Annotated in this window: 29 protein-coding genes; 15 read left to right on the forward strand and 14 right to left on the reverse strand. The window is 70.6% G+C overall.

The annotated features are described in order from the left end of the window. Window positions 1-2: 2 nt before the first annotated feature. A complete protein-coding gene (locus JTN19_RS17670) occupies window positions 3-1,499 on the reverse strand; it encodes an amidase (RefSeq protein ID WP_206935350.1) in 1,497 nt (498 codons plus the stop codon). A 12-nt stretch (window positions 1,500-1,511) separates the two neighbouring features. After that, complete coding sequence (locus JTN19_RS17675; protein ID WP_206935352.1) at window positions 1,512-3,113, reverse strand: gamma-glutamyltransferase family protein; 1,602 nt, start codon at window positions 3,111-3,113, stop codon at window positions 1,512-1,514. A gap of 113 nt (window positions 3,114-3,226) precedes the next feature. Here JTN19_RS17675 and JTN19_RS17680 point away from each other — a divergent pair, with 113 nt between their 5' ends. Continuing rightward, window positions 3,227-3,568: a tRNA-binding protein gene (locus tag JTN19_RS17680; RefSeq protein ID WP_206935354.1), complete on the forward strand. Its 342-nt coding sequence runs from the start codon at window positions 3,227-3,229 to the stop codon at window positions 3,566-3,568. A gap of 2 nt (window positions 3,569-3,570) precedes the next feature. Further along, entirely contained in the window at window positions 3,571-4,050 is a 480-nt protein-coding gene (gpt, locus tag JTN19_RS17685) for a xanthine phosphoribosyltransferase (protein ID WP_191085909.1), read from the forward strand. Here the strand turns inward: gpt and JTN19_RS17690 are convergent. Beyond that, on the reverse strand, window positions 4,013-5,410 hold the full coding sequence (locus tag JTN19_RS17690; protein WP_206935356.1) for a hemolysin family protein: 1,398 nt from the start codon (window positions 5,408-5,410) through the stop codon (window positions 4,013-4,015). The genes gpt and JTN19_RS17690 overlap by 38 nt on opposite strands. A 77-nt stretch (window positions 5,411-5,487) precedes the next feature. Here JTN19_RS17690 and JTN19_RS17695 point away from each other — a divergent pair, with 77 nt between their 5' ends. Continuing rightward, window positions 5,488-5,928, forward strand: a complete 441-nt coding sequence (locus JTN19_RS17695) for a DUF3429 domain-containing protein (protein WP_206935358.1) — start codon at window positions 5,488-5,490, stop codon at window positions 5,926-5,928. 102 nt (window positions 5,929-6,030) lie between these two features. Next, window positions 6,031-6,330 carry a hypothetical protein gene (locus JTN19_RS17700; RefSeq protein WP_206935360.1) on the forward strand — a complete coding sequence of 100 codons (300 nt, stop codon included), beginning with the start codon at window positions 6,031-6,033 and terminating at the stop codon, window positions 6,328-6,330. Here JTN19_RS17700 and JTN19_RS17705 read toward each other — a convergent pair. The 3 genes from JTN19_RS17705 to JTN19_RS17715 form a co-directional block, all read right to left on the reverse strand. Then, on the reverse strand, window positions 6,327-7,820 hold the full coding sequence (locus tag JTN19_RS17705; protein WP_206935362.1) for a M81 family metallopeptidase: 1,494 nt from the start codon (window positions 7,818-7,820) through the stop codon (window positions 6,327-6,329). The genes JTN19_RS17700 and JTN19_RS17705 overlap by 4 nt on opposite strands. Next, window positions 7,817-9,049: a Zn-dependent hydrolase gene (locus JTN19_RS17710; protein ID WP_206935364.1), complete on the reverse strand. Its 1,233-nt coding sequence runs from the start codon at window positions 9,047-9,049 to the stop codon at window positions 7,817-7,819. Before JTN19_RS17710 ends, JTN19_RS17705 begins: the two co-directional genes overlap by 4 nt. A 64-nt stretch (window positions 9,050-9,113) precedes the next feature. After that, window positions 9,114-10,403, reverse strand: a complete 1,290-nt coding sequence (locus tag JTN19_RS17715) for an ArgE/DapE family deacylase (protein WP_206935366.1) — start codon at window positions 10,401-10,403, stop codon at window positions 9,114-9,116. Window positions 10,404-10,465: 62 nt separating this feature from the next. Here JTN19_RS17715 and JTN19_RS17720 point away from each other — a divergent pair, with 62 nt between their 5' ends. The 5 genes from JTN19_RS17720 to JTN19_RS17740 all read left to right on the forward strand — a co-directional run bounded on the left by JTN19_RS17720 (window position 10,466) and on the right by JTN19_RS17740 (window position 15,513). Next, on the forward strand, window positions 10,466-11,497 hold the full coding sequence (locus tag JTN19_RS17720; RefSeq protein WP_206935369.1) for a histone deacetylase family protein: 1,032 nt from the start codon (window positions 10,466-10,468) through the stop codon (window positions 11,495-11,497). Further along, window positions 11,494-12,489 carry a dipeptidase gene (locus tag JTN19_RS17725; protein WP_206935371.1) on the forward strand — a complete coding sequence of 332 codons (996 nt, stop codon included), beginning with the start codon at window positions 11,494-11,496 and terminating at the stop codon, window positions 12,487-12,489. Before JTN19_RS17720 ends, JTN19_RS17725 begins: the two co-directional genes overlap by 4 nt. Window positions 12,490-12,573: 84 nt before the next feature. Further along, a complete protein-coding gene (locus JTN19_RS17730) occupies window positions 12,574-13,695 on the forward strand; it encodes a Re/Si-specific NAD(P)(+) transhydrogenase subunit alpha (RefSeq protein ID WP_206935373.1) in 1,122 nt (373 codons plus the stop codon). 11 nt (window positions 13,696-13,706) lie between these two features. Further along, window positions 13,707-14,105 (forward strand): NAD(P) transhydrogenase subunit alpha, encoded by a 399-nt coding sequence (locus tag JTN19_RS17735; RefSeq protein ID WP_184386160.1) that lies wholly within the window; start codon window positions 13,707-13,709, stop codon window positions 14,103-14,105. A 7-nt stretch (window positions 14,106-14,112) separates the two neighbouring features. Further along, window positions 14,113-15,513: an NAD(P)(+) transhydrogenase (Re/Si-specific) subunit beta gene (locus JTN19_RS17740; RefSeq protein WP_206935374.1), complete on the forward strand. Its 1,401-nt coding sequence runs from the start codon at window positions 14,113-14,115 to the stop codon at window positions 15,511-15,513. A gap of 265 nt (window positions 15,514-15,778) precedes the next feature. On the opposite strand, the gene rpsU is transcribed toward JTN19_RS17740, so the two are convergent. Beyond that, a complete protein-coding gene (rpsU, locus tag JTN19_RS17745; RefSeq protein ID WP_019459559.1) occupies window positions 15,779-15,982 on the reverse strand; it encodes a 30S ribosomal protein S21 in 204 nt (67 codons plus the stop codon). Between the two features lie 150 nt (window positions 15,983-16,132). On the opposite strand from rpsU, the gene JTN19_RS17750 reads away from it, so the two are divergent. From JTN19_RS17750 to JTN19_RS17760, 3 genes are all read left to right on the forward strand, one after another. Continuing rightward, window positions 16,133-16,645: a peptide deformylase gene (locus JTN19_RS17750; RefSeq protein WP_206935376.1), complete on the forward strand. Its 513-nt coding sequence runs from the start codon at window positions 16,133-16,135 to the stop codon at window positions 16,643-16,645. Further along, entirely contained in the window at window positions 16,642-17,205 is a 564-nt protein-coding gene (locus JTN19_RS17755) for a COQ9 family protein (protein ID WP_206935378.1), read from the forward strand. The genes JTN19_RS17750 and JTN19_RS17755 overlap by 4 nt, the downstream gene beginning before the upstream one ends. A gap of 109 nt (window positions 17,206-17,314) precedes the next feature. Next, the gene (locus tag JTN19_RS17760) at window positions 17,315-17,806 is read left to right on the forward strand and encodes a hypothetical protein (RefSeq protein ID WP_206935380.1); all 492 of its coding nucleotides are present in this window, start codon (window positions 17,315-17,317) and stop codon (window positions 17,804-17,806) included. Window positions 17,807-17,959: 153 nt separating this feature from the next. On the opposite strand, the gene JTN19_RS17765 is transcribed toward JTN19_RS17760, so the two are convergent. From JTN19_RS17765 to JTN19_RS17780, 4 genes are all read right to left on the reverse strand, one after another. After that, a complete protein-coding gene (locus JTN19_RS17765) occupies window positions 17,960-19,042 on the reverse strand; it encodes an OmpA family protein (protein ID WP_206935382.1) in 1,083 nt (360 codons plus the stop codon). Between the two features lie 191 nt (window positions 19,043-19,233). Then, window positions 19,234-20,361 carry a 5-(carboxyamino)imidazole ribonucleotide synthase gene (locus JTN19_RS17770; protein WP_206935384.1) on the reverse strand — a complete coding sequence of 376 codons (1,128 nt, stop codon included), beginning with the start codon at window positions 20,359-20,361 and terminating at the stop codon, window positions 19,234-19,236. Then, window positions 20,348-20,803, reverse strand: coding sequence for a 5-(carboxyamino)imidazole ribonucleotide mutase (gene purE / locus JTN19_RS17775; protein WP_206935494.1), 456 nt, complete (start codon window positions 20,801-20,803; stop codon window positions 20,348-20,350). Before purE ends, JTN19_RS17770 begins: the two co-directional genes overlap by 14 nt. Window positions 20,804-20,835: 32 nt before the next feature. Next, on the reverse strand, window positions 20,836-21,036 hold the full coding sequence (locus tag JTN19_RS17780; RefSeq protein ID WP_206935385.1) for a YdcH family protein: 201 nt from the start codon (window positions 21,034-21,036) through the stop codon (window positions 20,836-20,838). Between the two features lie 217 nt (window positions 21,037-21,253). On the opposite strand from JTN19_RS17780, the gene JTN19_RS17785 reads away from it, so the two are divergent. Further along, complete coding sequence (locus tag JTN19_RS17785) at window positions 21,254-21,424, forward strand: YdcH family protein (RefSeq protein WP_206935388.1); 171 nt, start codon at window positions 21,254-21,256, stop codon at window positions 21,422-21,424. Between the two features lie 70 nt (window positions 21,425-21,494). Here JTN19_RS17785 and JTN19_RS17790 read toward each other — a convergent pair whose 3' ends face one another. Continuing rightward, a complete protein-coding gene (locus tag JTN19_RS17790; protein WP_206935391.1) occupies window positions 21,495-22,073 on the reverse strand; it encodes a DUF1013 domain-containing protein in 579 nt (192 codons plus the stop codon). A gap of 167 nt (window positions 22,074-22,240) precedes the next feature. Between JTN19_RS17790 and JTN19_RS17795 the strand changes: the two genes are divergently transcribed. After that, entirely contained in the window at window positions 22,241-22,432 is a 192-nt protein-coding gene (locus JTN19_RS17795) for a DUF1192 domain-containing protein (RefSeq protein ID WP_206935394.1), read from the forward strand. Between the two features lie 42 nt (window positions 22,433-22,474). Here the strand turns inward: JTN19_RS17795 and JTN19_RS17800 are convergent, their stop codons facing one another. Continuing rightward, window positions 22,475-22,936, reverse strand: a complete 462-nt coding sequence (locus JTN19_RS17800) for an Hsp20 family protein (RefSeq protein ID WP_206935396.1) — start codon at window positions 22,934-22,936, stop codon at window positions 22,475-22,477. A gap of 161 nt (window positions 22,937-23,097) precedes the next feature. Continuing rightward, the gene (gene rpmE, locus JTN19_RS17805) at window positions 23,098-23,328 is read right to left on the reverse strand and encodes a 50S ribosomal protein L31 (RefSeq protein ID WP_206935399.1); all 231 of its coding nucleotides are present in this window, start codon (window positions 23,326-23,328) and stop codon (window positions 23,098-23,100) included. 155 nt (window positions 23,329-23,483) lie between these two features. On the opposite strand from rpmE, the gene JTN19_RS17810 reads away from it, so the two are divergent. Then, window positions 23,484-24,500, forward strand: a complete 1,017-nt coding sequence (locus JTN19_RS17810) for a hypothetical protein (RefSeq protein WP_206935401.1) — start codon at window positions 23,484-23,486, stop codon at window positions 24,498-24,500. Window positions 24,501-24,503 lie beyond the last annotated feature (3 nt).

Here is a 24,503-nt window from a genome sequence, read left to right on the forward strand (position 1 = left end):
CCTCAGCCGAAGCCGAGGAAGCCCTCCATTCCGCTGATGGGCGGTGCCGCGCGCAGCTTCGCGATGTCGGGCTTCGGGCGACCGAACTCCGCATCGCCGGCCAGCGCCGCCTCCAGCGCGGCCGCGACGCCCAGCACGAAGGCATCGCCGCCCCGCGGCCCCACGATCTGCAGGCCGAAGGGAAAACCCTTCTCGTCCAGGCCCACGGGCAGGCTGATGGCCGGGTGGCCCGTCAGCGTCACGTAGTAGGCCAGCGCCAGCCAGTGGAAGTAGGTGCGGGTCTTCTGCCCGTCGATCTCGCTCGGGAACAGCTCGCGCCAGGGGCGGGGGCTGATGGTGATGGCGGGGGTGATCAGCACGTCATGCTTCTCGAAGAAGCTCTGGAAGTTCCGGTAGATCACGGTCTGGCGGCTGGCGGCGCGGGCCTGATCCTCCAGGGAATAGCGCAGCCCCTCCTCCACATTCGCGATCATGTTCGGGCCGCACTTGTCGGCATGCTTCCGCACGCGGTCCAGGTGCGAGGCCAAGGCGCCCGAGGCCCGCAGCACCTCGAAGGCCTCGTCGCCGCCGGTCACGTCGGGGGTGGCGGTCTCGATCCGCGCGAAGAGCGAACCGCAGCCCTCCACGATGCGCCGGAACTTGCGGCGAACCACGCCCTCCACCAGGGCCAGGTTGAAGTCTTCGGTGGCGGCGACGCGCAGGGTGGAAAGATCAATCTCGCGCGGCGGGTGGAACAGGGCGGGCTCGCCCCGCACCGTCCGCGCATGCAGCGTATAGGCCAGCGGGTCACCCGCATCGTCGCCCGCCATGGCGGACAGCATCAGGCAGAGGTCCGGCACGTCCCGCGCCATCGGCCCCAGCACGGAGAGCGGGTTCCAGCCATGCCCCCGCCGCTCATTGGGCACCAGGCCCGGCGAGGGGCGGTAGCCCACGATGCCGTTGAACGCCGCGGGGTTCCGCAGCGAACCGCCCGTGTCGGACCCTGACGCCAGCGGCACCATGTCGCAGGCCAGGGCGACTGCCGAACCGCCCGAGGATCCGGCGGCATTGTGCGTGGGGTCGAAGGCGTTGCCCGTGGCGCCATAGACGGCGTTGCGGCTGTTCGCACCCAGGCCGAATTCCGGCACGTTGGTCTTGCCCAGCACGATGCCGCCCGCCTCACGCAGGTGGCGCACCATGCCCTCGTCGCGCGTGGGGATGTGGTCCTTGAAGAGCAGGCTGCCCCAGGTGGTGCGCAGCCCCTTCGTCTCCTCCAGATCCTTGATGCCGAGCGGCAGGCCGTGCAGCGCGCCCAGCCGCTCGCCCTTCATCACGGCGTCCTCGGCGGCGCGGGCCTGGGTGCGGGCCGCGTCCACATCCATCGCCGTCATGGCGTTGACGGCCGGGTTCACCTGGCCGATGCGCTTGAGGCAGCTTTCCAGCAGCTCCACCGGCGAGAGCTTCTTGCGGCCGATCATCCGCCGGGCGGCGGTGGCGGGCAGTTCGCAGGGTTCGGTCATGGCGAGGTTTCCTCAGTAGCCGATCACGCAGCCATCCTTGCGCGGATCGCTGCCGCCGATCAGGCAGCCGCGCGCATGGTCCATCAGGATGGCCTGGCCGCCGCCATGCGGCTTGTCCCAGGCCACGCAGCGATGGCCCATGGCGTCCAGCCCCGCCACCACATCGGCCGGGATGCCGCGCTCCACCTGGATCGCGCCCTCGCGCGGGAAGAGGCGGGCGAGGTCGATCGCCTCCTGCGGGTCGAGGCCCCATTCGAAGATGTTGGACAGCAGCAGGCTCTGGCCCATCGGCTGGAAATGCCCGCCCATGACGCCGAAGGGCATCACCGCGCGGCCGTTCTTGGTCGCCATGCCGGGGATGATGGTGTGCATGGGCCGCTTGCCGGGCGCGATGCAGTTCGGGTGCCCCTCCTCCAGCCGGAAGCCATAGCCGCGGTTGTGCAGCATGACGCCCGACTTCTCGGCCAGGATGCCGGAGCCGAAGCTCTCGAAGAGCGAATTGATGAAGGAGCAGGCGTTGCCCTCCTCATCCACCACGCAGAGATAGACGGTGTCCGCATGCACCGGGAAGAGCGTGCCGGCCGGCGGCAGCTCCGCCATGGCGCGGCCATCCTGGATGCCGCGGGCCAGGCCGTGCAGGTATTCGTCGGAGAGCAGGTGCTCCACCGGCACCTCCACCTGGGCGGGGTCGGCCACGAAGGCGTCGCGGTCACGGTAGGCCAGGCGCGCGGCCTCGATGTGACGGTGCAGGCGCGTCAGCCCCAGCGGCCCGCCCTCGGCCTTCGGCATGTTCTCCAGCATGCCCAGGATCATCAGCGTGATGATGCCGGTGCCGTTGGGCGGGCACTGGTGGATGTCCATGCCCTTCCAGGACCGCTTGATGGGGGTGACGAATTCCGCCCCCAGCAAGGCGTCGGCGAAGTCCTGCTCGGTCTGCGTGCCGCCCAGGGCGCGCAGGGTGGCCACCATGTCGGCCGCGATCTCGCCCTCGTAGAAGGCGCGGGCACCGCCCTTGGCGATGGCGCGCAGCGTGGCCGCCAGCGCCGGGAACTGCATCTTCTGGCCCATCACGGGCGCCTTGCCGCCGGGCAGGTAGTGCCGCGCCGAGGCCTCGTGCCCCGCGAGCTTGCCCGCGGCCTCCGCCCAGTCATGCGCCACGCGGGCATGGACGTGGAAGCCTTCCTCGGCCGCGCGGATGGCGGGTTGCAGCAGGTAGCCCAGCTCCTTGCGCCCATAGGCCGCGTTCAGCGCCTGCCAGGCCGAGACGGCGCCCGGGATCGTGACCGAATGGACCGAGGTGTTGACCATGGCGGTCAGCCCCTTGGCCCGCAGCGCCTCGGGCGTGGAGCCGGCGGACGCCCGGCCCGAACCGTTCATGGCGATCACATGGTCGCCACCAGCGGGCGCATACAGACAAAAATTGTCGCCGCCGATGCCGGTGCTCTGCGGCTCGATCACGCCCAGCACGGCGGCGGCGGCGATGGCGGCGTCCAGCGCATTGCCACCCGCCTTCAGCACCTCGATGGCGGCCAGCGAGGCGGCCGGCATGGAGGTGGCGGCCATGCCCCGGCCAGCAATCACCGGGCTGCGGCCGGGCAGGTGGAAGTCGCGCATCAGGGGTTTCCTCGGCGGTTGGAATGTCACGTCCATTCTGGACCAGGGGTGGCGGCGCCGCAAACCTGGGAAGACCCCTCGCCTCCCGCGCGGAAATCGGCTAGCGCGCGCAAATGAGCGAGACGATCGGCTTCGATGATTTCCTCAAGGTGGACATCCGGGTGGGCACCGTCGTGGACGCCCAGCCCTTCCCCGAGGCGCGCAAGCCCGCCATCAAGCTCTGGGTGGATTTCGGCGAGGGGATCGGCGTGCGGAAATCCTCCGCGCAGATCACCACCCACTACTCCCCTGACCGGCTGATCGGCCGGCAGGTGCTGGCGGTGGTGAACTTCCCGCCCCGGCAGATCGGCCCCTTCCTCAGCGAGGTGCTGGTGCTGGGCGTGCCCGACGAGAATGGCGCGGTGGTTCTGCTGCGCCCGGATTTGACCGTGCCCATTGGCGGAAGGATGCATTGAAGGTGGCGCCACGTTATTTCACCGTCGGCTGGGACCAGCTGCACCGCGATGCCAAGGCGCTCGCGTGGCGGCTGATGGAACGCGGCCCCTGGACCGGCGTGGTGGCCATCACCCGCGGCGGGCTGATCCCGGCCGCCATCATCGCGCGCGAGCTCGAGTGCCGGATCATCGAGACGGTCAGCGTCATCACCTATGACGAGGAGAAGCGCGGCGACCCCCGCGTGGCCAAGGCCCCCGCCGCCGCCGGCGACGGCACGGGCTGGCTGCTGGTGGATGACCTGGTGGACACCGGCACCACGGCCAAGCTGGTGCGCGCCATGCTGCCGGGCGCGCATTTCGCCACGATCTACGCGAAGCCCGCCGGCAAGCCCCTGGTGGACAGCTTCGTGACCGAGGTCAGCCAGGACACCTGGATCCTGTTCCCCTGGGACACCGAGGCCCAGTTCATTCCACCGATCGCGAAGGCTGGGGCCGCGAAGTAGAGGGCCGCTCGGCGGGGCTGCCCTCCAGCGGCAGGACGGCGATGGGGGGTGCCACCAGCGGCGCGCCCGTCGCCCCCTCCTTCAGCGCCAGCACCTTGTCCACGCGGCGCCCATCCATGTCCACCACCTCGAAGCGCCAGCCGCTGTAGGCGATGCGGTCCGCCTCCCGCGGGATGCGCTGCAGCAGCGCCATCATCAGCCCGGCCACCGTGTGGTAGTGGCCCGATTGCGGCGGCGGCTCAAAATCCTTCAGGCGCCCGCGCAGCTCATCCAGCGCCATCATCCCATCCAGCAGGATGGAGCCGTCGAACCGGGCTATGGCCCCGGGGACGGCGTCGGGCGCGGGACCCAGTTCACCCACGATGGCCTCGAGCAGGTCGGAGGCGGTCACCACCCCCTCGAAGCTGCCATATTCGTCCAGCACCAGCGCCATCCCCAACGGGTCGCCGCGCAGCCGCTCCAGCGCGTCCAGCGCCGAGAGGTTGTCCGGCAGCACGGTGGGCTGGCGCAGCGCGGCGGGAATGGAAATGGCGCCACCGCCCAGCACCTGGTCCAGCAGATCCTTCACCGCGACCACGCCCACCACATTGTCCACCCGCCGGTCGGCCACGATGAAGCGCGTCAGGTTGTCGGCCCGCAGCGCCTCGGCCACCGCCTCGGGGGCGGCGTTGCGGTCAATCCAGGCCACCTCGTTGCGCGGCGTCATCAGCGCGCGCACGGGGCGGTCGGCCAGGCGCAGGACGCGCTCGATCATCTGGCGTTCGTTGGGATCGAGCGCGCCGGCCTGCACGCCCTCGGCCACCACGGCCTTCACCTCCTCCTCGGTCACGCCCTGCTCGGTCGGCTTGTGGGCGCCGAACAGCCGCAGGATGAAGGCGGAGGAGGTGGACAGGAGCGAGATGAACGGCCCCGTCACCCGCGCCAGCACGGTCAGCGCCGGGGCCAGCGCCGAGGCCACGCGCTCCGGGTTCCGCAGGGCGAGCTGCTTGGGCACCAGCTCGCCCAGGATCAGGTTGGCATAGGTGATGGCCAGCACGACGATGCCGAAGGCCAGGGCCTGGCCATAGCCAAAGACGAAGGGCAGCTCCTCCAGGGCCTCGCCCACCGGCCGGGCGAGCGCCGCACCGCCGAAGACGCCGGCCAGGATGCCGACCAGCGTGATGCCGACCTGCACCGTGGGCAGGAAGCGGCCGGGATTTTCATGCAGCGCCAGGGCGGCGGCGGCGCCGGGCGTGCCGGCGCGCTCCATCGCCTGCAGCCGCCCCCTTCGGGAGAAGACAACGGCCAACTCGCTCATCGCGAAGACGCCGTTGACCAGCGTCAGCAGCACGATGAAGCCGACTTCGAGGAAGATGCCCATGTCGGGGCTATAGCGCAGCGGCCGGGCGCGCGCACACCTCTTGCACCGCGGCACCTCTTGCGGCTGATGTGCGGCGCATGAACGCCGCGCATGAACGCCTTCTCTGGACCCTGGGCCTCTCGGGCCTGTTGCCCTTCATCGCCGCCGCGCTGGCCGTGCTGCTGGCCCCCGACTACTGGGGCGGCTTCGCGCGTGGGGCGCTGATCGCCTATGGCGCGGTGATCCTCTCCTTCCTGGGGGCGGTGCATTGGGGGCTGGCGCTGCGGGCGCCGGCGGGCGAGGCCTGGGCCACGCCGGCGCGGCTGGTGCTGGGGGTGGTGCCCTCGCTGATCGGCTGGGCGGCGATGCTGTTGTTCGAAGCACCCTCATTGCTGCTGCTGGCCGCCGGCATCCTGGCCACGGCCGGGGTGGAGCAATGGGCGGCCTCGCGCGGGCTGGTGCCGCGCTTCTACATGCGGCTGCGCTGGGTGCTGTCGGTGGGGGCCGCTTCCTGCCTGCTGCTGCCCTTCCTGGTGTGAGCGGGGCGTCTCGGTTTCATTAACCAAATCTCAAGATATTTATCTTGTCTTAAAATCTGCGATGCGTTAGCAATTTCTTCAGAGATTGCCGACGGAGCCCCCATGCCCAGCGCCGAAATCCTGCTCTTCCCGCAGCGCGCCCCCGCCGAGCCCACGCCCGAGGACAGGCTTCGCCATGCCCTCGCCGCGCTCGACGCCGCGCTGGAGGAGCAGCGCGAGGCGGTGGCCGCGTTCCAATCCAACCTGGGCGAGCTGGGCGATGCCGTCGCGGGGCTCGAGAACAGCCTGCGCAAATATGCCTGCCAGCTCACCGCGACCCATGGCGACGCGCTGGCGGCGCAGGAGGGTGCCCGCAAGCTGGAAGCGACGGCCGATGGCTGGATGCGGAACCTCGCGCCCTAGCCGCCGAAGCGCCGGTTGTCCCCGGGCCTGAGGCGCAGCCCCGGGCGCAGCGCCGTGAAAGGCAGCGTGGCAGGGTCCGCCACCACCGGTCCTGGCGCGGCCGCCACCAGCACCGCCGCCGCGATGGGCTGGAAATGCGCCCGGAAATGCACCGAGGACTTCACGGCCACGATCCGTTCCGCCGCCGGCTCCACGCCCAGATGGCGGAACACCGCCTGGTCATGCGCCTGCATCTTGCGCGAGACGATCACCACCCGCACCGGCCCGACCCGCAGCAGCGCGGTGGGGCCGAGATTGGCCGGGTTCCCCGCGCCCATCGGCCCTTCCAGGGTGAAGCGGCCGTCCGACAGCCGCTCCACGACGCCCGTCACGCGCAGGGGCGCGCCGTCGCTCTTGCCGCCGAGGTCCAGCGTCACCGTGGCCCCCTCCCCCGCCGCGTGGCAGGCGGCGGCGGCGTCCGCGTCGTTCATGGGGGCCAGCGCGGCGGGTGCTCCCTGGCGCAGCAGCTCCGCCAGCAGCCCGGTGGTGTCGCCATGCCCGCCGCCGCCCGGATTGTCCTGGGTGTCGGCGATGATGACGGGCTTGCCGGCACCGTCCGAGAGCCGCAGCGCCTCGGCCACGGCGGCGTCGGCCTCCATCACCCCGCCGGTGAAGGCGGCCTCGCGCGAGGCGATCTCCCGGGCCAGGGCGTCGGCGGCTTGTTCGGCCGCCTCCGGCGTCTCCGCCCAGCAGGCGATGGCCTGGCCGCAGCCGGGGAAATCCGCATAGGGAAAGCCGAAGCAGTAGCCGAGCTCGACCACGCCCTGCTCCAGCCGGGCGCGGGCCTCCATCACGCCCGCCATCGGCTCGACCATGGTGCATTGGCTGGTGATGGGGATCAGGAAATCCAGTTCCCGGAAGGCCAGCGCCCAGGGCGCGCCGCGCCGGATGCGCGCCAGCAGCAGCTCGGTCGCGCGGCGGCCCACGGCGCGCATGTCCACATGCGGATAGGTGCGGTAGGGCACCAGGACATCGGCGCATTCCGCCATCAACCGCGTCATGTTGGCGTGCGGGTCGAGCGTGACGGCGATGGGAATGCCGGGCCCCACCACGGCGCGGGCGCGGCGCAGCAATTCGCCCTCGGCATCGGGGAAGTCGTCGCTGACCATGGCGCCGTGCAGGTCGAGAAACACGCCGTCCAGCGGCGCCTCGTCCAGCGCATCGGAGAGTGCCGCCAGGATCAGCGCCGAGAGCCGTTCGAAGGCCGCGCGCGTGACGGGCCCGGCCGGGTTGGCGAAGCCCCAGGCGAGGGGCGCAATCTTCGCCCCCGCCGCGTCACAGGCCGCGATGGCGCCGGCGGCGCAGGCGGAGGTGGGGCGCAGCCCTTCCACCAGCTCGTCCCGGTGCAGCAAAGGCGGCAGGCCGCCGGGCTTGAGGAAATCCTCCCAGCCCGTGGCGCGCGGGGCGAAGGAATGGCTTTCGTGCAGGAAGCCGCCGATGGCGATTCTCATTGCGCCGCCTCCAATATGGTATCGGCCAGCACCAGCAGCCCCGCCTCGGCCCATTCGGGGGTGATGCTCTCGGCCTCGTTGTGGGACAGGCCGCCATGGCAGGGCACGAAGATCATGGCGGTGGGCACGCTTCGCGCGACATAGACGGCGTCATGGCCGATGCCGGTGGGCATCTCCTTCGCCGCCAGCCCCCGCCGCGCGACCGAGGCGCGCAAATGCCCGAGCAGCGCCGCGTCGAAGCGGATGGGCGGCGAATGCCAGAAATCGCTGACGGTGATGGTCACGTCCCGCGCCCGCGCGATCTCCGCGGCCCGCGCGCGCAGCGCCTCGCCCATGGCGTCAAGCTGCGCGGGGTCGCCATGGCGCGTGTCCACGCTGAACCAGACCCGCCCGGGTGCCACGTTGCGGCTGTCGGGGTGGACCACGATGCGACCGACCGTGCCGCGGCCCAGTTCGCCATCGGGGGCGCGGGCGGCGATGGCGATCTCCTCCACCGCCGCGATCAGGTGGCTGGCCGCCACCAGCGCATCGCGCCGGCCGGCCATGGCGCTGCCGCCATGCGCCTCGGCGCCCTCCACCACCACATCGTACCAGCGCTGGGCCAGCGCATGGGTGACGATGCCGACCGACTTGCCTTCGCGCTCCAGCACCGGGCCCTGCTCGATATGCAGTTCCAGGAAGGCGGCCATCTCGGGCAGCGTTTCGGAACCGCGCCAGCCGATGCGGGCGAGTTCCGCGCCGAAGCTCACGCCGGTGGCATCGGTCGTTTCCAGCACCTGCTCGGGTGGGAAGATGCCCATGGCGGCGCCGCTGCCCATCATGGGGGGTGAGAAACGCGCGCCCTCCTCATTGGTGAAGTTCACCAGCATGAGCGGCGCCTCGGTTTCGGCACCCGCCTCGTGCAAAGCGCGCAGCACCTCCAGCCCGGCCAGCACGCCCAGCACCCCGTCGAACTTGCCGCCCGTGGGCTGGGTGTCGAGATGGCTGCCGAAGGCCACCGGCTTGCGAGCGGGGTCGCGCCCTGGCCGCAGCAGCGCCATGTTGCCGAAGGGGTCGAGGTGCAGGGTGCAGCCCAGCGCGGTCGCGCGTTCCACCAGCCAGGCGCGGGCCTCGCCGTCCAGGTCCGTCAGCGCCTGGCGGTTGCAGCCGCCGCGCGGGGTGCCGCCGATCCGCGCGATCTCATGCAGGTCGGCCCAGAGGCGGGCGCCTGAGAGGGGGATATTCCTCATGCCCGCCTCCGATCGCCGCAGGGCGCAGCGCAGCGCGCGCCGGAGGCGTGAATCGGGGGCACCATCATGCGCGCTCCACCCCACACCACTCCGCCATGGCCAGCGCGATGCTGCGCGTGATGCCGTGGACGCTTTCCACGCCCACATTCTCGTCAATGCCATGGATGTCCTGCGCGTCCGGCCCGAAGACCGCGCAGGGCGTGCCCTGGTAGAGGACGTAATGGCGACCATCGGTCAGGCCCGTCGCCGGGTAGTCGCGCAGGCTGCCGCCCGTGGCCTCGGCATAGCTGCGGCGGGCGAGCGCGCTGATCTCGGTGTCGCGCGGGAAGTTGCAGGGGTCGGCCATGAAACCCTTGAATTCCAGCTTCACCTGGGCGCCGCGCAGGCGCTCATGCTGGCTGGCCTGGGCCACAAGGCGCTCGATGTCGCGCTTCGTCTCGGCGGCCGTGTAGCCCAGCATGACGCCGACCCGCAGGCCGATGCGGCAGCGCGTGGCGACGGAAGAATTCCACTCGCCCCCCTCGATGGTGCCGAGGTTCACGTTCACCGGGTGGTTCACCCCATGGAATTCGGGGGCGATGTGCTCGGCGCGGTTGCGCTCGGACTCATACTCCTTGAAGGCGCCGGCGATGATCTGCGCGGCCTCGATGGCGTTCACCCCCGCCTGCATGTCCCGCACATGGGCCGGGCGGCCGCTGACCGTCACCCAGGCCCAGACCACGCCCACCTCGGCGGTGTAGAGCGCGTCCATCCCCGGACCGGGTTCGGGGATGATGACGGCGTCGGGCTTGGGCAGGGCGAGCATGGCGGCGAGCGCGCCATTGCCGGTGCATTCCTCCTCGATGACGGCGGCCATCTGCACCTCGGCCGCCGGCTGCAGCCCGGCGCGCTTCAGCGCGGCGAAGGCCATGGCGTAGCTGACGATTCCCGCCTTCATGTCGCCGGCGCCGCGGCCATAGACGCGACCGTTGCGGATGGCGGGCGCATAGGGCGGGGTGTCCCACATGTCGGCCGCGCCCTCGGGCACCACATCTACATGGCCTTGCAGCAGCAGAGACCGGCCCGAGGCCGCGCGCGGGCGGTGGATCGCCGCCACATTGTCGCGGCCCGTGTAGGGGATCAGCGGCGGCGAGAGGCCCGGGTGCCCGGCCATCGCCTCCGGGTCGGTCGGGATGGGGAAGGGGTCGAGGCCGAGATGGCGGTAGAGCCGCGCCATCTCGTTCAGCGCCCCCGCCTCGTTCCCGAGGGTGGAGGGGCAGCGCACCAGGCGGAACAGCCAGTCCAGGCTTTCGTCACGCAGGGAATCGCAGGCGTCGAGGATGGCGCGGCGCGCGCCGGGGTCTAGCGAGGGCATGGCGGCAGCACACCAGCGCCCCGCCGTGTTGTCGAGGGGCGGGCCGGTGTTACCGTGCCCCCATGAAAGCCTTCCACGACCCGGGCGAAGCCGCCCACCACCCGAAATTCTTCCTGATGCGCGGGGCGCTGCGGGCCAACTACGAAATTCCGGCCCGCGCCGCCTCGCTGCGGGAGGGCCTGGCGCGGCTGGGCCTCACGCCGGAAGCGGTGGCCGCGCCGGGCAAGGCCGCGCTCGCCCGGCTGCACAGCCAGGCCTATCTCGACTTCCTGGAATCCGCCGCCGCCGAATGGGCTTCCCTGCCCGAGGCCGGGCCCGAGGTCGTCGCCAACATCCACCCCACGCCCGAAATGCTGGAACAGGCGCAGCTCGCCCCCACCCACATCACGGCCCGCACCGGCATCTTCACCGCCGACACGGCCTGCCCCATCGGGCCGGGCACCTGGGAGGCCTCGCTCGGCGCCGCCGCCTGCGCCCTGGCCGCGGCCGATGTGGCGGCGGGGGGCGGCGACGCCTATGCCCTCTGCCGGCCGCCCGGCCACCACGCCTATGCCGCGCGGGCGGGCGGGCATTGCTACATCAACAACTCGGCCCTGGCGGCGCAGCGGCTGCGCGATGCGGGGGCGGCGCGCGTGGCCGTGCTCGACATTGACAGCCACCACGGCAACGGCACCCAGGGCATCTTCTGGGAGCGGCCGGATGTGCTGACCGTCTCCCTCCACGCCGACCCCTCCCGCTACTACCCCTGGTATGTGGGCTTCGCGGGCGAGACGGGGGGCGGCGCGGGGGCGGGCTTCAACCTCAACCTGCCCCAGCCCTTCGGCACCGGCGACGAAGGGTGGCTGGCCGCGCTGGAACAGGGCCTGGCCGCACTGCGCGGCTTCGCGCCCGACGCGCTGGTGGTGGCGCTGGGCTTCGACGCCAGCGAGCATGAACCATTGGCCGCGCTGAAGGTGACGGCGGACGGCTTCGCCCGCGCGGGCCAGGCCATCGGCGCGCTCCGCCTGCCCACCGCCATCTGCCAGGAGGGCGGCTACAATTGCGACATCCTGGGTGACCTGCTGGCCCGTTTCCTGTCAGGCTTCGGCCGATGAACACGAACAACCCGCTGATCCTCGACACGCACATTGACATCCGCTGGCCCGACCCGCCGGACTGGCTTTCCCACACCGACCGCTGCGTGGACCTGCCCAAGATGCGCGAGGGCGGCATGTCGGCCGCCGTCTTCATCGCCTATGTGGCGCAAGGCCCGCGCGACCATGTGGGCCACGCGGCCGCCGCCGCCCGCGCCGAGGCCATGCTGCGCCACATCCGCGACCGCGCGGACGGCAGCACCGCCCGCTTCTGCGCCACCCCCGACGAGGTGGAGGCCGCCTTCGCCGCCGGCGTGCCCGCCGTGCTCTCGGCGGTGGAGAACGGCTATGCCATGGGGCATGACCTCGGCCGCATCGCGCTGTGGCGGCGCCTGGGGGCCATCTACCTCACGCTGACCCATGATGGGCACAACGCCCTCTCCGACAGCGCCCGCCCGCGCAAGAACCTGGGCGATGCCGAGGAGGAGCATGGCGGGCTGACCGCGCTGGGCCGCGCCGCCATCGCGGAGATGAACCGCGTGGGGCTGATGCTGGACTGCTCGCACGTGTCGAAGGCCGGCATGATGCAGGCTTGCGAGGCCTCCCGCGCGCCCCTCGCCGTCACCCACACCGCCTGCGCCGCGCTGAACGCCCACCCGCGCAACCTGGATGATGAGCAGCTCGACGCCATCCGCGCCTGCGGGGGCGTGGCGCAGATCACGGCCGTGGCCTCCTTCCTGAAGGCGGCACCCCCCAATGGCGCGGCCCAGGCGACGGTGGCGGATCTGGTGGACCATGTGGACCATGCGGTGCGGCGCATCGGCCTGGACCATGTCGGCATCTCGTCCGATTTCGACGGGGGCGGCGGGGTGCAGGGTTGGATGCATGCGGGGGAAAGTGCCGCCATCACCGCGGAACTGGCCCGGCGCGGCTATGGCCCGCGCGAGATCGGGCTGCTCTGGTCCGGCAATTTCCTGCGGGTCTGGCGGCAGGTTCTTCGCCACGTGACATGAACGCAACGTCTTGCGCCTGGGGCCGCAGCGTGCATATGCAGCGTCCGGACAAATAGCCGACCATTCAACGGGGGATATGGCCTGATGCGCCTTGCGGTCCTGAAGGAGACGAAGCCCGGCGAAAGCCGAGTGGCGGCGACGCCCGAGACGGTGAAGAAACTCATCGCCCTCGGTCTCGATGTCACGGTGCAGCAGGGTGCGGGCCTGGCCTCCGGCCTGCCGGACGCGGATTACGCCGCCGCCGGCGCCACCCTGGCGCCCGATGCCGCCGCCACCGTGGCGGGCGCCGCCATCGTCTTCACCGTCCGCGCGCCGGAGGCGCCCCTGCCGCAGGGCGCGCTGCTGATCGGCACGCTCCAGGCCGATGCCGCCGCGGCAGGGGCCTTCGCGACGGCCGGGGTGGATGCCTGTTCCATGGAGCTCCTGCCGCGCATCACCCGCGCGCAAAGCATGGACGTGCTCTCCTCCCAGGCGAATTTGGCGGGCTACCGCGCCGTGATCGAGGGTGCTGCCGCCTTCGACCGCGGCTTCCCCATGCTGATGACGGCGGCCGGCACGGTGCCCGCCGCCAATGTCTTCGTGATGGGCGCGGGCGTGGCGGGCCTCCAGGCCATCGCCACGGCCCGGCGTCTCGGCGGCCGCGTCTCGGCCACCGATGTGCGCCCCGCCGCCAAGGAGGAGATCAAATCCCTCGGCGCCAGCTTCGTCGGCTACGAGGACGAGGAGAGCAAGGCCGCCCAGACCGCCGGCGGCTACGCCAAGCAGCTCTCCGCCGAATTCTACGCCAAGCAGGCTGAGGTGGTGGCCGCCCATATCGCCAAGCAGGACGTCGTGGTCTGCACCGCGCTGGTGCAGGGCCGCAAGGCGCCCACCCTGGTGACGGAGGCCATGGTCGCCTCCATGAAGCCCGGCAGCGTCATCGTGGACATCGCGGCCGATGCCGGCGGCAATTGCGCGCTGACCAAGCCCGGCCAGTCCTACCTGACGGACAATGGCGTGAAGATCCTGGGCTTCACCAACTGGCCCGGCCGCATCCCCGCCGCCGCCAGCGCCCTCTACGCGCGCAACCTGCTCACCTTCCTGACCACCTTCTGGGACAAGGACGCGAAGGCGCCCAAGCTGCCGCCCGAGGACGACATCGTCCAGGGTGTCACGCTGACGCGCGGCGGCGCCGTGGTCCACAAGATGTTCGCCCCCGCGGCCTGACGGAGACCCCCATGAGCACCCAGACGGAACTGGCCAACCGCGCCGCCGAGCTTTCGGCCCGCGCCGCCGAGCTGGCGGACTTCGCCCGCCGCGCCGCCGAGGCCACCGCCCCCGTGGCCCAGGTGGTGGAACCCTTCCTGCTGATGCTGACCATCTTTCTGATGGCCTGCTTCGTCGGATACTACGTGGTGTGGTCGGTGACGCCCGCGCTGCACTCGCCGCTGATGGGCGTCACCAACGCCATCTCCTCCGTCATCGTGGTGGGCGGCATCCTCGCCGCCGCGGCGGCTGAGAGCGATGCGGCACGGCTCTTTGGGGTGCTCGCCGTCACCCTCGCTTCGGTGAACATCTTCGGCGGCTTCCTCGTCACGCGCCGCATGCTCTCCATGTTCCAGAAGAAGAAGGGCTGAGGCAGCCATGGCCACCATCGCCACCCTCGCCTACCTCGCCGCCTCGGTCCTGTTCATCCTGGCGCTGCGCGGGCTGTCCCACCCCGAGACCTCCCGCCAGGGCAACCAGTACGGCATGATCGGGATGGGCATCGCCATCCTGGCCACCATCCTGAACTCCGGCATGGATTTCGGCGGCTTCGTCCTGATCATCGCGGGCATCGCCATCGGCGGCTCGATCGGCACGATCATCGCGAGCCGCATCCAGATGACCTCGCTGCCGCAGCTGGTGGCGGCCTTCCACAGCCTGGTGGGCATGGCGGCCGTCTTCGTGGCGGCGGCCGCGCTCTACTCGCCGCAGAGCTTCGGCATCGGCGTGCCGGGGAACATCAAGGGGGCCTCGCTGCTCGAGATGTCGCTGGGCCTGGCCATCGGGGCCATCACCTTCTCGGGCTCGGTCATCGCCTTCCTCAAGCTGGATGGCCGCATGTCGGGCGCGCCCATCCTCTTCGCGAACCAGCACAAGCTGAACGCGGGGCTGGGCATCCTTCTTCTGCTGCTGGTGATCCTCTTCGTCGCCACCGGTTCGCCCACCCTGTTCTGGATGATCGCGATCCTGGCCTTTGGCCTGGGCTTCCTGCTGATCATCCCGATCGGCGGCGCGGACATGCCGGTGGTGGTGTCCATGCTGAACAGCTATTCGGGCTGGGCGGCGGCGGGCATCGGCTTCACCATCGGCAACCTGCTGCTGATCGTGACCGGCGCGCTGGTGGGCGCCTCGGGCGCCATCCTCTCCTACATCATGTGCAAGGGGATGAACCGCTCCATCATCAACGTGCTGCTGGGCGGCTTCGGCTCGGACAGCGGCGCGGCGGCGGCCGGCGGCGGGGGCGAGCGTGCCCCGGTCAAGGCCGGCAGCCCCGAGGACGCGGCCTTCATCATGAAGAACGCCGGCAAGATCATCGTGGTGCCCGGCTATGGCATGGCCGTCGCCCAGGCCCAGCAGGTGGTGCGCGAAATGGCGGACCTGCTGAAGAAGGAGGGCGTGGAGGTCAGCTACGCCATCCACCCCGTCGCCGGCCGCATGCCCGGCCACATGAACGTGCTGCTGGCCGAGGCGAACGTGCCCTATGACGAGGTGCATGAGCTGGAGGAGATCAACCCCGAATTCGCCGAGGCGGACGTGGCCTATGTGATCGGGGCCAATGACGTCACCAACCCGGCCGCCAAGACCGACAAGTCCAGCGCCATCTACGGCATGCCCATCCTGGACGTGGAGCGCGCCAAGACGGTGTTCTTCGTGAAGCGCGGCATGGCCAGCGGCTATGCCGGCGTGGAGAACGAGTTGTTCTTCCGCCCGAACACGATGATGCTGTTCGGCGACGCGAAGAAGGTGACGCAGGAGATCGTGCAGGCTTTGCAGCGCTGAGGCGCTGCAAAGCTTTTTTGTGCCCTCAAACGCCGGGCGGCGGCTCCGCCGCCTTGGCTTTCGCCGCGCCGCTGGTGTGCGGCCGGTAAGGTCAGTCGGGCGGCGCGCCGGCCGCAATGCGGCCGGATCCTTCATAGCCAGCTCTGAACGTCTTGGGGCGCTCCTCTCTGGGGGGCGCCCCTTTTTCCATTTCCGGCCTAACGCAAAAAGGGCGCCCACCCGAAGGTGGCGCCCTGTCCGCGTGCGATATCAGGCAGAGGGGGCTTTAGAAGCCCTCGCGCTCCAGCCGCTTGCGCTCCACCTTGCGGGCGCGACGAACAGCCTCGGCGGCCTCACGGGCGCGGCGCTCGCTCGGCTTCTCGTAGTGGCGGCGAAGCTTCATCTCGCGGAACACACCCTCGCGCTGCAGCTTCTTCTTGAGCGCCTTGAGCGCCTGATCAACATTGTTGTCCCGGACGACGACTTGCACGCGGGCGAATCTCCTGTTGGCGCTTTGGCCGATCAACGTGGAAAAGGCCCGTGGGCGCGAAAGCGCCCCGTGCCTTGCAATGCAGATAACATAGCCACCCCCCTCGCGCAAACCCCTTTCCTGTGGCCAAACGCGTCAACGGAGGTTCCCATGGCCATTCTCAAGATCGCCCGCATGGGCCACCCGGTGCTGCTGGGAGAGGCCGCGCCCGTGCCGGACCCCACAACCCCCGACATGCGCCGCCTGGTGCGCGACATGGCCGAGACCCTGGCCGATGCCGGCGGCGTGGGCCTGGCGGCGCCCCAGGTGCACGTGCCGCTGCGCCTCTTCCTCTGGCGGGACGGGCCGGCGCTGAACGTGCTCTTCAACCCCGAACTGACGCCGCTGGACGACGCCATGGAGCTGGGCTGGGAAGGCTGCCTCTCCATCCCCGGGCTGCGCGGCCAGGTGCCACGCTTCGCCCGCCTCGCCTGGTCCGGGCAGGATGCCCAAGGAAATCGCGTCGCGGGCGAGGCGGAGGGCTTCGCCGCCCGTGTTCTTCAGCACGAGAATGACCATCTGAACGGCATCTTCTACCTGATGCGCATGGAGGACCTTTCGATGCTCGGCTTCACCGAGGAACTCGCCCGCGCGGCCGAAGCCGCGCGCGGAGATGCGCCATGACCGACGACGCCCTGATCCTCGCCGCCGTCGCCCGGGCCAACCACATCGGCTGGACGCGCGAGACGCTGCGCCGCGCCTTGGAGGACCAGGGCGAGACCGCGGAGATGCTCGACAACGCCTTTCCCCGCGGCGTGGCGGGCGCGGTGGAGGCCTGGTGCGCGCTGGCCGATCGCCGCATGGAAGAGGAAGCGGCGGCCGAGGACATGACCGCGCTCCGCACCCCCCAGCGCATCCGCCGCGTCATCGAGCTGCGCCTGCGCGCGGCCGAGCCGGACCGCGAGGCCCTGCGTGCGGCCACCGCCCTGCTGGCCCTGCCCTGGAACATCCCCGTGGCGCTGCGCTGCACGGCCAACACGGCGTCTTCCATCTGGTATGCGGCCGGCGACAGCTCGGCCGACTTCTCCTGGTACACGCGCCGCGCCACGGTGGCCGCGATCTACACCGCCACCTTGGCCTATTGGATGCGCCCACAGGCGCCCGAGATGGAAGATGTGCTGGAATTCCTGGATCGGCGCCTGTCGGAGCTACCTAAACCCAAGCCAAAACAAGAACATGCATGAAGAGGCTTCGCGCGGGGATGAGTTCCCTGTAAAGCTTTCGGTGGGATGCCGAGTCGCGCGCCGAATGGCGGCTTCAAGGCAGGGGATCTTTCTTTCGGGGGATAGCGCCATGGCGCGCAAATTCATGCTGATGGGCGGCATCGCCGCCGTCATGGCCGTGCCGAGCCTGGCACTCGCCACCTGCCTGCGGCCGGCGGAAAGGACGGCGTTCGACATCCGCGCGCTGCAAAGCCAGCTGATGGTCGTGGCGCTCTCCTGCCAGCAGCACGACAGCTACAACGCTTTCGTGACGCGTTTCCGCAGCCAGCTGGGCGAAGCGCACCGCGGGGTCACGGGCTACTACCAGCGGGCCTCGGGCCGCCAGGCGCAGCGCGAGATGGACCAGTACATCACGAACCTGGCCAACAACCAGATGCAGGTCGGCATCACCCAGGGCTCGCATTTCTGCCAGAACCAGCTGCCGCTGTTCCAGCAGGCGATGGGCGCCTCCTCGCTCGCGGACCTCGCGGCCATCACGCAGCGGGCGAGCATCCCGCAGCCCATCACCACCGACAACTGCCCTGTGCCGCCGGCGCGGCAGCAGCGGGCCAGCGCGCGCTGACCACGGCTTCACGGCGGGCCATTCGGCCCACGGACGGAAGGCGGCCTCCAGGGGCCGCCTTTTTTTGTGCCAGTGGGGGGCTGGGGCGTGCCCAAAAGAAAAGGGGCGCCTTTCGGCGCCCCTTCCCAAGTCCAGCCTTGGAAGGCCCTGCGATTAGCGCAGGACGATTTCCACGCGGCGGTTCTGCGGCTCGCGCACGCCCTGGGCGGTCGGGACGAGCGGACGATCGAAGCCGAAGCCCTGGATCGTGATCTCGTTCCGGTTGATGCCACGGCGCACCAGCTCGGCGGCCACCGCCTCGGCGCGACGCACCGACAGACGCTGGTTGTAGGCGGCGGCACCGGTGCGGTCCGCGTGGCCCGAGACCTCGATGCGGGTCGAGGACACGGTGCGGGCGTTGGTGGCGGCCTCCGCGATGATCTGGCGGGCGCGGTCGGTCAGGTCAGCGCGATCCCAGTCGAAGAAGACCAGGAAGGTGCGGGCCGGGGCCGGGGCCGGGGCGGGCGCCGGGGCCACGACCGGCGCGGGCGCCGGCGTGTTGAAGGCGTAGCGCAGGCCGACCAGGACCGAGTGGTTGTAGTTCTCGGCCTTGAACACCGAACGCTGGCCAGCCAGGTCACCCGTGCCCACGAAGGTCACGGAGGGCTCCAGCGTGCCCATGAAGCGGTACTCGGTGGTCAGCGACAGGCCGGGGAGCAGGGCGTCCATGCCGACGGCCGCACCGACGATCGCCTGGTAGGCGAAGCGGCCGTCACGGCTGTTGGCGACGATGCCGCCCGTCGCGTCGGAGGCGCGGACGCGGTTGAAGTCGCTCCACACGTAACCGGCACCGGCGCCGACATACGGGGTGATGTTGAAGCCACCCAGGTTCAGGCCGAGGTTGTAGAAGTCATAGTAGGCGTTGCCCATCACGCCGTACTGGTAGATGTTGCCACCCGCGTTCGGAGCGCGCGAGCCCGAGCCGCTGAGGCGGTTCACGGCATTCCAGCGGAAGTTCGCCTCGACCTCGGCGCGGATGCCGTTGCCGAAGCCCCAGCCCACGGCGCCCACCGCGGCGACGCCCACGTCGGAGCGGACCACGGCGCTCTCGCCGGCCAGGCGCTGGACGCGGTCCTGGTTGTAGTTCGCACCGACGCCGGCGCCGACATAGAGGCCGGTCACGGGCATGGTCTGGGCCTGGGCGGCCACGGGCAGCGACAGCACGGTCGCCGCGAGAAGGGCCTTCTTGAAGCTCATCTTTGCTTCTCCTTGAAACACGCTTGTTATCCGGTCGCGGCGTGAGAGACCCGTGACGAGCACCACCATCCCGCTGCGTAGTATGACAATAACACCGGGCATCGGTTAGTTGTAGCACCCCGTAGGGCATTTCACGCACATGTGGCAGAAACACCACAGTCATGATGGCGCCCAGGCAACAGGTGGTTCATCTACCAGCCACCTGGCCGCCACCCTTTTTCGAGGGAAGATATTTTCCCCAAGGAAAGCAGCAGGTTGGCGTGACCCAGCTTACGCCCTGCCCGCGCCTCTTCCTTGCCATACCAATGGGCCACCACCTGGGGTGCGGCGACCATCTCCGGCCAGGCGGCCAAGCCTTCGGGGCCGACCAGGTTTCGCATCACCGAATCGGCGTGCCGGGTTGCAGGGCCCAACGGCAACCCAACCACCGCGCGAACATGCTGCTCGAACTGCCCGCACAGGCAGGCATCCATGGTCCAGTGGCCGGAATTGTGGGGGCGGGGCGCGATCTCATTCCCCAGCAAGGTTCCGTCGGCGAGCAGGAACATCTCCAGCGCCACGATTCCCACAAGGTCCAGCGCCTCGGCCACGCGGCGCACATTCTCCCGTGCGGCCGCCGCGGTGGCCTCCGGCACCCGGGCGGGGGCGAAGGACAGGTCGAGGATGTGATGGCGGTGGTGGTTCTCCACCGCGTCATACACCACGACGGTGCCATCCGCGCCCCGCGCCGCGATGGCCGAGACCTCGCCCGCGAAGGGCACGAAGGCCTCCAGGATCAAGGGTTTGGGCTCCAGCCGCGCATAGGCGGGGGCGATGTCCTCCGGCGTGCGGAGCACCGCCTGGCCGCGCCCGTCATAGCCCATGCGCGTGGTCTTGAGCACGGCGGGCAGGCCGATGCGCGCCACGGCCGCGTGCAGTTCCGCTTCGCTGCCCACCTCGGCCCAGGGGGCGACGGGCACGCCGGCCTCGGCCAGGAAGCGCTTCTCCCGCACGCGGTCCTGGCCGATGGCCAGCACGCCCAGGCCGGGGCGGCAGGGCACCCTGCCCTCCAGCGCGGCCAGGGTCGCGGCGGGCACGTTCTCGAATTCGAAGGTGACGACATCCACCTCCGCGGCGAAGCGGTGCAGCGCCGCCACATCTTCATAAGGTGCGACCGTGCGGGCGGCGGCCACCTGCATGCCCGGCGAATCGGCGTCCGGGGCATAGACATGGGCGCGGTAGCCCAGGCGGGCTGCGGCCATGGCGCTCATCCGCCCCAGCTGTCCGCCGCCCAGGATGCCGATGGTCGAGCCCGGCGGCAGCGGCTCAGGCCGGGTCATGCGGCACGCCCTCGGTCTGCGCGGCCCGCCAAGCGCCGAGCCTTGCCGCCAGCGCCGCATCGGACAGCGCCAGGATGGAGGCCGCCAGCAGCCCCGCATTGATGGCGCCCGCCCGGCCGATGGCCAGCGTCCCCACCGGCACGCCGCCGGGCATCTGCACGATGGAGAGCAGCGAATCCATGCCCTTCAGCGCATGGGATTCGACCGGCACGCCGAGCACGGGCAGCGCCGTCATGCTGGCGGCCATGCCGGGCAGGTGCGCCGCCCCGCCCGCGCCCGCGATGATGACCTTGAGCCCCCGCCCCGCCGCGCCGCGCGCGTAGTCGAACAGGCGTTCGGGCGTGCGGTGGGCCGAGACCACCCGTGTCTCGTGCGGCACGCCGAGTGCCGAGAGGGTCTCGGCGGCGTGGCGCATCGTCTCCCAGTCGGAGCGGCTGCCCATGATGACGCCCACCAGGGGGGCAGTGTCGTTGGTCACGCGATGATATCCGGCACCAATTGGCTCTCCAGCCAGGCGATTTCGTCCTTCAGCTTCAGCTTGCGCTTCTTGAGGCGTACAAGCTGGAGCTGGTCGCCCAGGCTGCCATCCAGCCGCGCGATCACCGTGTCGAGGTCGCGGTGTTCGCTGCGGAGTTCGTGCAGGCGGCGCAGCAGGGCTTCGCGGTCTTCGAGCATCACGTCCTGAGGCCACCCCTGGTTTCACCCGGGCCCGTTAACGCAAAAAACATCGCGTCGCGGGCAGGCTTCGGGATAGCATGCCAGGGTGGCGGTGCAACAGCAGCACTGGCACGCGACCCGGGCCGCATGACCGGTTCCCCCATGCGGCGATCCCCGCCTCCGGCCTGGCCGGCGGCGCCCCGGGAAGGAGCCCACGGATGGAAGAGGATACGCGATGATCCATGCCCCGAGGCTGAATGCCCTGGAGACCCGTCACGCCAACCTTGAACAGCGCATCGCCCAGGAGGGCGCCCGCCCCCGGCCGGATGATGGAGCGCTGGCCCGCCTGAAGCGGGAAAAGCTTCAACTGAAGGAAGAAATGGAACGCCTGCGCCGCGCGAACTAGCGGCTGGCCGCCTTCGGTGGTCACCACCGAAGGCGTGGATCAGCCGCCAGGCTAAGGTCGCGGCGCCTTGCTACTCCGCGTCGGTGCCCACGGGCAGCGGCGCGGGGACGGCCTTGCCCTCGGCCTTCAGCCGTTCCTGCGCGGCCGTGACGGCGACGTTCAGCGCACTCTGGGTGCACAGCCCCAGGATCACGGGGTCACGTGCCTTGATGTTCGGGCTGTTCCAGTGCGTCTTGTCGCGCACCTTCTCAATGGTTTCCTTGGTGGTGCCCAGCAGCTTGGCCACCTGCGCGATGGACAGCTCCGGGTGGTTCCGCAGCAGCCAGGCAATGCCGTCCGGACGGTCATTGCGCTTGGCCACAGGGGTGTAGCGCCCGCCCTTCCCGCGCGACTTGGACTGGGGCACGGCATTGGGCGCCAGCGACAGGCGCGCGGAGGTGTCCGCCTCACACCGCGCGATGTCCTCGCGCGAGACCTGCCCGTTCGCCACGGGGTCATAGCCGATGATGCCCTGCGCCACCTCGCCATCCGCGATGGCCTGCACCTCCAGCGGGTGCATCTGCACGAAATCCGCGATCTGCTCGAAGGAAAGTGAGGTCTTCTCGATCAGCCACACGGCGGTGGCCTTGGGCATGAGGGGTTGGGCCATGGGGTCATCCGTCAGGTCGGCGCCCGGAAAAGGACACCATCAGAATTGCAGTGCGCGCCGCGGGGCACGCACACAGCGAAGCACACTGGGGGCACGCGGCCGACTGTGAGAAGCCCTATAGTGGTAGCCCCGCATTGGGCCAAGCCCTGAAACGAAAGCCCATCACCATGCTCGATGAAGATGCGCCCTCGAAACCACATAAAAACTTCACCCCGGCGGCACTGGCCGAATGGTCGGAGACGGATTTGCGCGACTACATCACGCAATTGCAGGCCGAAATCGCCCGTGCCGAACAGGCCATCGCGGCCCGCGCCTCCCAGCGCCAGGCGGCCGAGGCGTTTTTTCGCCGCCAGGCATGAAAAGGGCCGGGGGTCGCCCCCCGGCCCGGTCGCGTCAGGCGCTCAGGCCGCCTGCTGTTCCAGCACCGGCCGCGTGGCGGGTGCGGCCGCCTCGATCGCGATGCGGCGGGGCTTCAGCGCCTCCGGCACCTCGCGCTTCAGGGCCACGTGCAGCAGGCCGTTCTCCAGCCGCGCGCCCTGCACGACCAGATGGTCGGCCAGGACGAAGCGGCGCTCGAAGGCGCGGCCGGCGATGCCGCGATGGATGTAGCGGCGCTCACCCGGCTGTTCGGCCGCCTTGCCGCTGACATGCAGCGTGTCCTCGCGCAGCACCACCTCGATGTCCTCGGGGCCGAAGCCGGCCACGGCCATGGTCAGCACATAGCTGTCATCGCCGGTCATCTCGATGTTGTAGGGCGGGTAGGCCTGGGCCTCGGGCTGGAGGCGCGCGCCGTCCAGCATGCGGGCGAAGCGGTCAAAGCCGATCGCGGTGCGGAGAAGGGGAGAGAAATCAACAGCGTTCATCGCTGAACCTCCTGCAAAGCAAGGTCCGTGTGGGGTGGCCGTCCAGGGCGCCCCACCAGGGCGGCGCCGCTTCCGGTCCACGCCGGGGCCCATCAGGCACCCCGGCACCGCAGGAGGTATTTTTCCGCGCCCCCCGTTTCAAGGGGGGCGCGCGACGGGCCTTACTTCTTCTTGCCCATCCCGATGCCGGCGAACTTCTTGTTGAACTTCGCCACCTGGCCGCCGGTGTCCATGATGCGCTGCACGCCGGTCCAGGCGGGGTGGCTCTTCGGGTCGATGTCGAGGCGCAGCGTGTCGCCCGGCTTGCCCGCGCAGGTCCGGGTCTTGAAGGTCGTGCCGTCGGTCATGATGACGTTCAGCTCATGATAGGCGGGATGGGTGTCGGACTTCATGGCGCGCGCTCTCGGGAATGCGGCAGGCCGCGATGGCGGCCCGGCCGTGGAATGGGGCGCCATAGGCCATCCCCCCGCCGCATGCAAGCCGCGCCATGCGCCTTAACCAAAGCCTCATCCCTGCCAGGGCATAGCTGGCTCGGCAGGAGGTGGCCATGCCGGCTGGCGCCGCGGCGAACAGGGATGAGCTCGAACGGCTGGTGGCGGCGCTGGAGCGCAGCGGCCTCGCGGAAAGCCGCGCCGACATCGCGGCCCTGCTGGCGCAGTCCAAGGCGATGCTCGGCACCCCCGCCCGCCCCTCCGGCCGGCCGCGCCGCCGCGCCCGCGTCAGCGCGCGGGGCAAGCTGCGCGCCCTTGTGCTGCTGCTGCTCGATGCGCTGGCCGCCATGGCCACCCTCTATGGCGCGGCCGGCCTCGGCTTCGGCACGGTCGAGGCGCTGGAGGGCGGGCTCGCCCTCGCCGCCGGCCTCGGCTGGGGCCTGTGGCGCTGGGGCGGGCTGCCCGCCCTGCTGGCGGAGGCCCTGTTCCGCCTGCGCTACGCGCTGCGCTGGGCCGGCCTCTGGCTGGCCGAGCCCTTCAGCGACCGCGCCTATGAGGCCCTGGAAACCCTGCTCGACGCGCGGGAGGTGATGCGCGGCTGGCGGGCGCATCGCCGCACCCTGCCCCACGCGCCCGGCCTGGCCGAGGTCGAGACCTGGCTGCGCGCCACCTACGGCCCCCGCATCGCCGCCCGCTTCGCCCGCGCGGCCGAGGGGCGACGCGCCGGCCAGCCCGGCTGGACCCTGCGCGGCGGCCAGGGCAGCGGACCGCCGCGCCCCGTGCCCGCCAGCCGGATGATGCGCTGGCCCTCCCTCATCACCCTCTTCGAGGCGACGGCCGCCGGCGGCGCGCTCTGGGCGACCGACCCGCCGCCCGAGCCACCGCCCGTGGCCCCGCCCGCCCTGCCGCCCATCGCCCCGCCGGCCGAGGCCGAGCCGCCCGAGCACCTGCAACGGCGCCTGGACCTGCGCGACCTGATCCGGAAGAAGCGCCAGGACATCACCACCGCCTATGGCTGGAAGCTCAAGACCGAGGCCGAAATCGCGCAGCGCGACAACTACCTGAACGAGCTGCGCGCCGAGATCGCGGCCCTGGAGAAGGAACTGGCGGCGCTGGGCGGCCCGCCCGCCTGACGC

Source organism: Roseococcus thiosulfatophilus (genome assembly GCF_017311575.1).
GTDB lineage: Bacteria > Pseudomonadota > Alphaproteobacteria > Acetobacterales > Acetobacteraceae > Roseococcus > Roseococcus thiosulfatophilus.

Coding starts and splice junctions, on each gene's coding strand:
- JTN19_RS17670 (WP_206935350.1), bottom strand. CDS start 1,499: ATGACCGAACCCTGCGAACTGCCCGCCACCGCCGCCCGGCGGATGATC.
- JTN19_RS17675 (WP_206935352.1), bottom strand. CDS start 3,113: ATGCGCGACTTCCACCTGCCCGGCCGCAGCCCGGTGATTGCTGGCCGG.
- JTN19_RS17680 (WP_206935354.1), top strand. CDS start 3,227: ATGAGCGAGACGATCGGCTTCGATGATTTCCTCAAGGTGGACATCCGG.
- JTN19_RS17690 (WP_206935356.1), bottom strand. CDS start 5,410: ATGGGCATCTTCCTCGAAGTCGGCTTCATCGTGCTGCTGACGCTGGTC.
- JTN19_RS17695 (WP_206935358.1), top strand. CDS start 5,488: ATGAACGCCGCGCATGAACGCCTTCTCTGGACCCTGGGCCTCTCGGGC.
- JTN19_RS17700 (WP_206935360.1), top strand. CDS start 6,031: ATGCCCAGCGCCGAAATCCTGCTCTTCCCGCAGCGCGCCCCCGCCGAG.
- JTN19_RS17705 (WP_206935362.1), bottom strand. CDS start 7,820: ATGAGAATCGCCATCGGCGGCTTCCTGCACGAAAGCCATTCCTTCGCC.
- JTN19_RS17710 (WP_206935364.1), bottom strand. CDS start 9,049: ATGAGGAATATCCCCCTCTCAGGCGCCCGCCTCTGGGCCGACCTGCAT.
- JTN19_RS17715 (WP_206935366.1), bottom strand. CDS start 10,403: ATGCCCTCGCTAGACCCCGGCGCGCGCCGCGCCATCCTCGACGCCTGC.
- JTN19_RS17720 (WP_206935369.1), top strand. CDS start 10,466: ATGAAAGCCTTCCACGACCCGGGCGAAGCCGCCCACCACCCGAAATTC.
- JTN19_RS17725 (WP_206935371.1), top strand. CDS start 11,494: ATGAACACGAACAACCCGCTGATCCTCGACACGCACATTGACATCCGC.
- JTN19_RS17730 (WP_206935373.1), top strand. CDS start 12,574: ATGCGCCTTGCGGTCCTGAAGGAGACGAAGCCCGGCGAAAGCCGAGTG.
- JTN19_RS17735 (WP_184386160.1), top strand. CDS start 13,707: ATGAGCACCCAGACGGAACTGGCCAACCGCGCCGCCGAGCTTTCGGCC.
- JTN19_RS17740 (WP_206935374.1), top strand. CDS start 14,113: ATGGCCACCATCGCCACCCTCGCCTACCTCGCCGCCTCGGTCCTGTTC.
- JTN19_RS17750 (WP_206935376.1), top strand. CDS start 16,133: ATGGCCATTCTCAAGATCGCCCGCATGGGCCACCCGGTGCTGCTGGGA.
- JTN19_RS17755 (WP_206935378.1), top strand. CDS start 16,642: ATGACCGACGACGCCCTGATCCTCGCCGCCGTCGCCCGGGCCAACCAC.
- JTN19_RS17760 (WP_206935380.1), top strand. CDS start 17,315: ATGGCGCGCAAATTCATGCTGATGGGCGGCATCGCCGCCGTCATGGCC.
- JTN19_RS17765 (WP_206935382.1), bottom strand. CDS start 19,042: ATGAGCTTCAAGAAGGCCCTTCTCGCGGCGACCGTGCTGTCGCTGCCC.
- JTN19_RS17770 (WP_206935384.1), bottom strand. CDS start 20,361: ATGACCCGGCCTGAGCCGCTGCCGCCGGGCTCGACCATCGGCATCCTG.
- purE (WP_206935494.1), bottom strand. CDS start 20,803: ATGGGCAGCCGCTCCGACTGGGAGACGATGCGCCACGCCGCCGAGACC.
- JTN19_RS17780 (WP_206935385.1), bottom strand. CDS start 21,036: ATGCTCGAAGACCGCGAAGCCCTGCTGCGCCGCCTGCACGAACTCCGC.
- JTN19_RS17785 (WP_206935388.1), top strand. CDS start 21,254: ATGATCCATGCCCCGAGGCTGAATGCCCTGGAGACCCGTCACGCCAAC.
- JTN19_RS17790 (WP_206935391.1), bottom strand. CDS start 22,073: ATGGCCCAACCCCTCATGCCCAAGGCCACCGCCGTGTGGCTGATCGAG.
- JTN19_RS17795 (WP_206935394.1), top strand. CDS start 22,241: ATGCTCGATGAAGATGCGCCCTCGAAACCACATAAAAACTTCACCCCG.
- JTN19_RS17800 (WP_206935396.1), bottom strand. CDS start 22,936: ATGAACGCTGTTGATTTCTCTCCCCTTCTCCGCACCGCGATCGGCTTT.
- rpmE (WP_206935399.1), bottom strand. CDS start 23,328: ATGAAGTCCGACACCCATCCCGCCTATCATGAGCTGAACGTCATCATG.
- JTN19_RS17810 (WP_206935401.1), top strand. CDS start 23,484: ATGCCGGCTGGCGCCGCGGCGAACAGGGATGAGCTCGAACGGCTGGTG.